The following is a 7,792-nucleotide window of genomic DNA, read 5'->3' as shown; positions in this document are numbered from 1 at the left end:
CGCAGGCGCTTGCGAGCAACAACGTCTTCGTGCTGCTATTTTGGCGCTTTTTCGCCGCGAGCATCATCGCAGGCGCGATATTTTTCCCGAAGCTCAAAGCCATAACTTCGCGCGAGATCAAACACGGCGCGGTGCTTAGCCTGTTTTTATTCGCGGGCTTTACGTCGCAGACCTTCGCCTTTAAATTTGCGCAAAGCTCCTCCGTGGCGTTCATCATCGGCCTAAACGTTGCACTCGTGCCCTTCATCGCCGCGGCGCTGTTTAGGCATAAAATTTACTCCTACGCCTACGCTGGCATCGCGCTAGCGATCGCTGGGCTCTATCTCATCGGCGACACGCAGCTTGGGCTCGGCAAGGGCGAAGCACTGGCGCTGGTCTGCGCGTGCGCGTATTCGTTTCACATCGTGCTAACCAACCGCTTCGTGCAAAGCTGCGACGTAGCGGGCATCGCCTACGTACAGATCCTCTGCTTAAGCGTGCTTTGCTGCTTTGCAGCGATCTTTTTTGAAAGAGTCAGCATCGTGCCGGTGATGGATCGAAGCTTTTTCGCCGCGATGGCGGTGATCTGCCTGCTGGGAACGGTTTTTGGCTTTTTTGCGCAGGCTTTGATGCAAAAATACACGACGCCCGTAAAAACCGCTCTGTTTTTCACGCTCGAGCCCGTGACGGCGGGCATCATGGGTGTATTCGTGGGCGGCGAGAAGCTGAGCGTGATGCAAATTTTAGGCGCGGCGCTCATCCTCGCAGGCGTTTTGATAAGCGAGATCGGAAGCTACCTCAGCGCGAAACGGAGCAGATCCGCAGACGCTTGATTTGCGGCGGCGTAAATTCCATAAATTCTATGCCGCGTGGAATTTTGCGTCGTAAAATCCCGTGCCGTATAAAATTCTGCGCCTTTAAAATTTCGCGGTGAAATTCCGCGCCACGTAGAATTCTATGTCGCGTGGAATTTTGCGGCGTCTCTCGCAAGGATACGTTAAAATTCCGCAACAAAATTCGTATTAAAATTTACCCAGCAAAGGCGTGCGGAGAAGCTTTAGCGATAAAATTTCATTGCTTAAGCGATACAATAGTAAAATAACGAAATTTTAACAAAGGAGCCCCTATGAAAAAAATCATCCTTCTTGTTGCCGCGCTTGCGGGCATATTGTTTGCCAAAAGCGTAGAGCTAGAGACGCCGCCCGATCATAAAGACGGCGTAAATCACCTGGAATTGGTGCTGATCTTAGATAAATCAGGCTCGATGAGCGGGCTTGAGAGCGATACGATCGGCGGATTTAACTCGATGATAGAAAAGGAGCGCAAAGAGGGCATCGACGCCAGCGTCACGACCGTGCTTTTCGATACGAAATTTAACGTCATCCACAACCGCACGCCGCTTAAAAAGGTCGAAAACCTAACGTCCAAAGAGTACTACGCCGGCGGCAACACCGCGCTACTGGACGCCGTCGGCAGCACGATAGCGCGTATCGAGCGGGTACCCGATATCTATGCTAAAAACAATCGCGTGCTTTTCGTCATCATTACCGACGGTATGGAAAACTCAAGCCGCGAATACTCCAAAGCGCAGATCAAAAAGATGATTAGCGACAAGCAGGAAAAATACGACTGGGAATTTATCTTTTTAGGCGCTAATATCGACGCCGCAAGCGAAGCGCGAAGCATCGGTATCAAAAGCGAAAACGCCCTAAAATACGAGAATTCCAAAGAGGGCGTGAGTAAAAATTTCGAAGCGGCAGCCGAGATATCCAAAGACGTAGCGACCGATAATAAAGTAAACTCGAAATGGCGCGACAAGGTGCTACAAGATAAAAAATAACAAATCGCGAGGCGAGGCGCACCAGAAATGAAGTGTCGCTACTAAAACGAGCGGCGGCACTAAAATAGGCGGCGATGTGCATCGTGCGGCACAAAACGAGCTTTAGTAAAAAACACTGGCAGCGGTGCAAACGAGATTTATCAAAAAAATACGAGCGGCGGCGCGGAAACAGAGACAGCAGCGCAAAACGGCTAGTCCGCCGGGTCCGCTCGCCGAAAAATTTAACGCGAATATGTGCCGCAAGAAAAATAGACGCGCGAGGAATAAAACGGCGTGAAGCGGAGCCGAAAACTCAGTGAGCCTAGCAGTACGGCGTGCGGTCTTGATTTTTACTCAGCGCATTTTAAATTTTATTTTGATTTTTTCATGCGCCGCGCGGTATTGCTTTTCAGCAGGCGCTGTTTTATACGATGAGGAAATGTAAATTTGCTCGCTAAATTCAGACGCTTTGCGAAGGGCGCCGATTTACGGAGAGCAAACCACATTTCGCAAACGAAGCTAAATTTACGGCGCACAAATTCCATTTTTCGCGAGAAACGCGTAAATTCCGCTATTCGCAGGCGGCACGTAAATTTTGCCCTTTGCAAGCTGCGCTAAATTTTAAAATTTAGGCGCTACAAAACGGGCGCAGCTACCAAGTGCGGCTGAATTAAAATTTCGTAAATTTAAAGAGGAGGAAGCTTATGAAGGTATCCGAGATCGACACGCCGGCGCTGCTGATCGAGCAAGAGATCGTGCTTCGCAACCTGCAAAAGATGCAAAACTACGCAAACGCCGCGGGTGTGAACCTGCGCCCGCACACCAAAACGCATAAAATGCCCTATTTCGCGAAGCTGCAAGAAAGTCTCGGCGCTGCGGGCATCACGGTCGCCAAAACGGGCGAGGCCGAGATCATGGCGGCAAACGGGCTGAAAGATATATTTATCGCAAACGAGATCGTTGGCGAGCTGAAATTTCAGCGCATCATCGCGCTTTTGCGCGCAGGGATAAACTTAAGCTTCGGCATCGATAGCATAGAGCAGGCGAGCCTGATAGAGCGCGCCTTTGAGCGCAGCGGCGCGAAGGTCTGCGTGCTTGCCGAGATCGAAGTGGGCGAAAACCGCTCTGGCTTCGTGGAAAAGCAGGATTTCGCGGCGTTTATAAAATTTTTAAAAGGCTGCAAAAATATAGAATTCCGTGGCGTGTTCTCCCACGACGGACACTCCTACAAAGCCGCCGATAAGAGCGAATGCGAGCGCATCCACCTAGCCGCGCAGCGCCGCACGCTGGAGTTTGCGGATATCGCGCGCGAGCTAGCTCTGCCCGCAAGCGTCGTTAGTATCGGCTCGACGCCCTCGCTCATCAACGATTTTGAAATTTTAAAGGGCGTCACCGAGATCCGCCCGGGCACCTATATCTTTATGGACGCCTCGCAGGCGCAGGCTTACGGCGATTATTCGATGAACGCGGCGAGTATCCTTACGACCGTCATCAGCAGGCCTACGGCGGATCGCATCATCACCGACGTCGGCGCCAAGGGGCTCACGCAGCAAAGGCGCACCGAGGGCTTCACCGCCACGCCCGGGCTCGGGCGCATAAAGGGCACGGAGGTGTGGATAAATGGCGTTTACGACGAGCACGCGATCATCTACGACAGAGCGCTGCGAGACGCCGTGCGCGTGGGCGATCGGCTCGAAATTTATCCAAACCACATCTGCCCCGTAGTAAATTTGCACGAGTTAGCCTACCTCGTTAGCGGCGGCGAGGTCGTAGAAAAGATCCCCGTGCTATGCAGAGGCAAGCTGCAATGAGCAGGCAAATTTAAAGGTGCGGCTACCGCGAGTTTGCAATGTAAGATAAACTGCAATAAGCGAGTAAATTTTAAATGCGAGGCGAGGTAAAATTTTAGCTTCGGTAGAGCCTGGCTAAATTTAAGACGCGAATTTATCGCCGCTCAGGCTGCGGCGCAAAGCGCGCCGAATTTGACTACGAAATTTAATGAAAGGCAAAAATGAGGCTTTGGACGATAAGCTTTAAATATCTCGACGCAAAGGGGCTAGTCGCACTTTGGCGAGAGGCGCTGCTAGCCAAAAACGTGCTGGCTGGACTAACTAAAGGCTACAAAAATCACCCACAGCTTGACCGCTTTTACGCGCATGAAAACACGTGTGAGGCGATAAATGCGTATCTGGCGGAGGTTTATGAGCAGGCCTGCGCTCGCGGGTATAAATTTGACGCGGCAAAAGTGGGCGAATTTGACGAGCGAAATTTGGCTAAAATCAGCGTCGCTCGTGGTCAGATCGAGTATGAATTCGCCTTTTTGCAAGAGAAGCTAAAATCGCGCGACGTCAAGGCATATGAGCGAAATTTAAGCGTAAAAAATATAGAAATCGCAGGCGTTTTTGAGGAGGTTGCAGGCGGGATCGAGCCATGGGAGAAGGTTAAAATTTAGCTCTGTTTCGCGCAGGATTTTTGGCTTGCCTAGGCAAATTTGATCAATAAAAACGCCAAAATATGTTACGTCGATTTTCCCCTAAATTTGACGTAAAAATCTCAAATTTACGATTAGTGGCGATTTGCCAAAAAGGCAAGCAATTTTATCCGCTTTGGCGAGAAATTATGGGCAATTCGTCAAATTTTAAAAGACGAACCTAACGTCAAATTCTCGTCAAATTCGCCTCTGTTTTTTAAAAATAAAAGCCGATCCGCAAAATCCCGCGCTTAAAATTTACCCGCAAGCGAGCAAATTTAGCCAAATTTTGCAAATCGGCAACTCTACTCCGCTCTCATCTGAGTACCTACGAATGCTAAGCTTAAATCGCGACTAGGCCGGTGAGCTAAGCTTAAACCCCAAGGCGGGCGCGCAAAAAAATGGACGCACGGAAAATAAAATTTCAGATCACACCAGTCCGCTTATTACGCCCTCGCTCGTGATCCTCATATTTAGCGCGTTAGGAACCTTCGGCAGCCCCGGCATAAGCATTATCTTGCCGCAGACGGCGACGATAAAGCCCGCTCCCGTGCGGATCTGAAGGTCCTTGACGCTGAGCTTAAAGCCGCACGCTCGCCCGAGCGCCTTGGCGTCGTCGCTGAAGCTATACTGCGTCTTTGCGATGCAGACGTTTAGCCGCTCAAGCCCCAAGGCCTTGATGTGCTGCAGCGCCTTTTGCGCTTCCGGCTCAAAAACGACCTCACTTGCGCCGTAAATTTTAGTAGCGATCTTTTCGATCTTGCTCGCCGTATCGTCGCTAAGCTCGTAGGCGAATTTCAGCTCCTTAGCGCGCTCGCACTCATCTATGACGAGGCGGGCTAGCTCAAGCGCGCCCTCGCCTCCTTTGGCGAAATTTTCGCAAATCGCCATCTGCACGCCGCGCTGCTTGCAATACTCGCGCACGAAAGCGATCTCGCCGTCGCTATCGAAGCTAAAGCGATTAAGCGCCACGACCGGATTTAGCCCGAAGTTTTGTAAAATTTCAATATGCCCGCCTAAATTTACGATGCCTCTTTGAAGCGCGGCAAGATCAGGGCTCGCGATATTTTCTTTATCCGCGCCGCCGTTGTATTTAAGCGAGCGGATCGTGCTAACCAGCACCGCGGCGTCCGGAGCGATGCCGGCGCGGCGGCACTTGATGTCGATAAATTTCTCAGCCCCGAGCTCGCTTCCGAAGCCCGCCTCCGTCACGGCGTAATCGGCAAGACTTAGAGCTAGCTTGCTCGCCATTATGGAGTTGCAGCCGTGCGCGATATTTGCAAAGGGTCCTCCGTGCACGAGCGCGGGCGTGTGCTCAAGGCTCTGGATAAGATTTGGTTTCATCGCGTCTTTTAGCAGGATCGCCACGGCATCCGCGCAGCCCAGATCGCGCACGTATATCGGCTCTCCCTGCGTATCGTAGGCGACCATGATGTTTGCGATGTTTTCCTTAAGCTCGGCAAGATCGTTCGAGAGGCACAGAACCGCCATTATCTCGCTAGCTGCGGTGATATTAAAGCCGTCCTCGCGCTGCACTCCGTCGGTGCGCCCGCCCTGTCCTACGGTGATGTGGCGCAGCGCGCGGTCGTTCATATCCATGCAGCGCTTCCACAAAATTTTATCGATCTTTAGCGGGTTTTCTTGATACAGCGAGTTGTCGATGACCGCCGAAATGAGGTTGTTCGCGGAGGTGATTGCGTGAAAATCGCCGTTAAAGTGCAAATTTAGATCATCCATCGGCACCAGCTGCGAATATCCGCCGCCCGCGGCACCGCCTTTGATACCAAAAACCGGCCCCAGCGACGGCTCGCGCAGCGCAAGGCAGACGCTTTTGCCCAGACGCTTTAGCGCGTCGGCTAGACCGATGGAGGTCGTCGTCTTACCCTCGCCAAACGGCGTCGGATTGGTCGCCGTGACCAAGATAAGCTTCGAAGCGCGCGATCGCGGCTTGATATTTAGCTTGGCTTTGTAGTGGCCGTACAGCTCGATCTCATCCTCGCTAAGCCCCAAATTTTTCGCAACGTTTGAAATTTTATCCGGCTTCGCCGCATTTGCTATTTCGATATCGCTCAACATTTTCTCTCCTTAAATTTAAAATTTTATCGCGTAGCGTTTACGCACCGCCTCTTTAAATCCGCGCATTAGCCGCCGCTACGCGCACCTCATCCGAAAGCCGCGCAAGATCTAAGCTCGCGGTGAAATTCGCCCCGGCTAAATTTCGATCTCGATGCCCACGGGGCAGTGGTCGCTGCCCATCACGTCGCTTAGGATGAAAGCATCCTTTAGCCGCGAGCGCAAATTTGCCGAGATGAAAAAATAATCGATCCGCCAGCCTACGTTTTTTGCGCGTGCGTTAAAGCGGTAGCTCCACCACGAGTAGGCGTCCCGCAGCTCGCCGTGCACGGCGCGAAAGGTATCGACGAAGCCCGCCGCCTCCACCTCATCGAGCCATGCCCGCTCGATCGGCAAAAAGCCCGAGGTTTTGGAGTTTGCTTTTGGATTTGCAAGATCGATCTCGCGGTGCGCGGTATTTACGTCGCCGCAGAATATCACCCCGAGCCCCTGCTCCGCGAGGCTGCGCGCATAGGCTAAGAATTTCGCGTAAAATTCCATCTTATAGGCTAGCCGCGCCTCGTCCTTTTGGCCGTTGGGAAAGTAGATATTAAAAAGCACGACATCGCCAAAGCGGTGCTGCAGCACGCGCCCCTCGTCATCGGGGAAAAACAGCGCCTTGCTCGTCTCGCTTTTAAATTTCGCCAGGCTCGCCACACCCGAATAGCCCGCGCGAGCGGCGGAATTTAGATCGATCTGAGAAAATCCGAGCTCATAAAGCCCTTTCGGAGCGTCCTTTTCGCTCACCTTGATCTCTTGCAAGCCCAAAAAATCGGGATTTTGCTCCGCAAGCCACGCAAAGCCGTCTTTGCCGAGCACTGCGCGCAGCCCGTTTACGTTCCAACTAATCAGTTTCAAATTTAGCCTTTGGCGCAAAAATTTTGGTATGATTATACGAAATTTTGACTAAATTTAAAGGAAAATTATGCGCAATCAGCCCAAATACCGATTTTTTGCCAACTGGAGCTACGCGATGGCGGGTCTTGCCGAGATGCTGCGCAGCGAGCGTAGCTTCAGGCTCGAGCTTTGCGTGTTCGTCCCGCTTCTGCTGTCGCTATTTTTTTGGAATTTCGGCGCAGTGCTAAATCTATTTTTGATCTTCGGCGCGGTCTTTACGCTCACAACCGAGTGCATAAACTCAGCTATTGAGCGCGCGGTCGATCTTGCCACGAGCGAAATCCACCCCCTAGCCAAAGGCGCCAAAGACACCGCAAGCACGGCCGTGATGATGAGCCTATTTTTCAACGCCGCGCTGTGGGGATACGCGCTTATCGGTAAATTCTTTTAATCGCGTAATTGCAAATTTCGCGATTAAAGATTTAAATCGCTGCAACGCAGAGTTTTTTTGGCGAGTGCGGAATTTGCAAGCCACTTGAGTCGTTGATCGTCCACACCTGCAACCCAAACACGAC

General features: G+C 51.9%; 8 protein-coding genes. 5 read left to right on the top strand and 3 right to left on the bottom strand.

The window, feature by feature from the left end:
- The coding region (locus Q0277_RS06580) for a DMT family transporter (protein WP_297996673.1) at positions 1-812 on the top strand (812 nt) is incomplete at its 5' end.
- On the opposite strand, the gene Q0277_RS06575 is transcribed toward Q0277_RS06580, so the two are convergent.
- Complete coding sequence (locus tag Q0277_RS06575) at positions 778-990, bottom strand: hypothetical protein (protein ID WP_297996671.1); 213 nt, start codon at positions 988-990, stop codon at positions 778-780. The genes Q0277_RS06580 and Q0277_RS06575 overlap by 35 nt on opposite strands.
- A gap of 115 nt (positions 991-1,105) precedes the next feature.
- Here Q0277_RS06575 and Q0277_RS06570 point away from each other — a divergent pair, with 115 nt between their 5' ends.
- From Q0277_RS06570 to Q0277_RS06560, 3 genes are all read left to right on the top strand, one after another.
- Positions 1,106-1,819: a vWA domain-containing protein gene (locus tag Q0277_RS06570; RefSeq protein WP_297996669.1), complete on the top strand. Its 714-nt coding sequence runs from the start codon at positions 1,106-1,108 to the stop codon at positions 1,817-1,819.
- Between the two features lie 683 nt (positions 1,820-2,502).
- Positions 2,503-3,609, top strand: a complete 1,107-nt coding sequence (locus Q0277_RS06565) for an alanine racemase (protein WP_297996667.1) — start codon at positions 2,503-2,505, stop codon at positions 3,607-3,609.
- A 200-nt stretch (positions 3,610-3,809) separates the two neighbouring features.
- Complete coding sequence (locus Q0277_RS06560; RefSeq protein WP_297996665.1) at positions 3,810-4,250, top strand: pyrimidine dimer DNA glycosylase/endonuclease V; 441 nt, start codon at positions 3,810-3,812, stop codon at positions 4,248-4,250.
- A 447-nt stretch (positions 4,251-4,697) separates the two neighbouring features.
- On the opposite strand, the gene Q0277_RS06555 is transcribed toward Q0277_RS06560, so the two are convergent.
- Positions 4,698-6,344, bottom strand: coding sequence for a formate--tetrahydrofolate ligase (locus Q0277_RS06555; protein WP_297996663.1), 1,647 nt, complete (start codon positions 6,342-6,344; stop codon positions 4,698-4,700).
- 135 nt (positions 6,345-6,479) lie between these two features.
- Positions 6,480-7,238, bottom strand: a complete 759-nt coding sequence (locus tag Q0277_RS06550) for an exodeoxyribonuclease III (RefSeq protein WP_295152225.1) — start codon at positions 7,236-7,238, stop codon at positions 6,480-6,482.
- Between the two features lie 67 nt (positions 7,239-7,305).
- On the opposite strand from Q0277_RS06550, the gene Q0277_RS06545 reads away from it, so the two are divergent.
- Complete coding sequence (locus tag Q0277_RS06545) at positions 7,306-7,668, top strand: diacylglycerol kinase (protein ID WP_297996661.1); 363 nt, start codon at positions 7,306-7,308, stop codon at positions 7,666-7,668.
- Positions 7,669-7,792: the final 124 nt, after the last annotated feature.

The organism is uncultured Campylobacter sp. (assembly GCF_938030815.1).
GTDB lineage: Bacteria > Campylobacterota > Campylobacteria > Campylobacterales > Campylobacteraceae > Campylobacter_B.
Note: the sequence above shows the minus strand (reverse complement) of the source record. Positions and strands in the feature narration are given on the sequence as shown.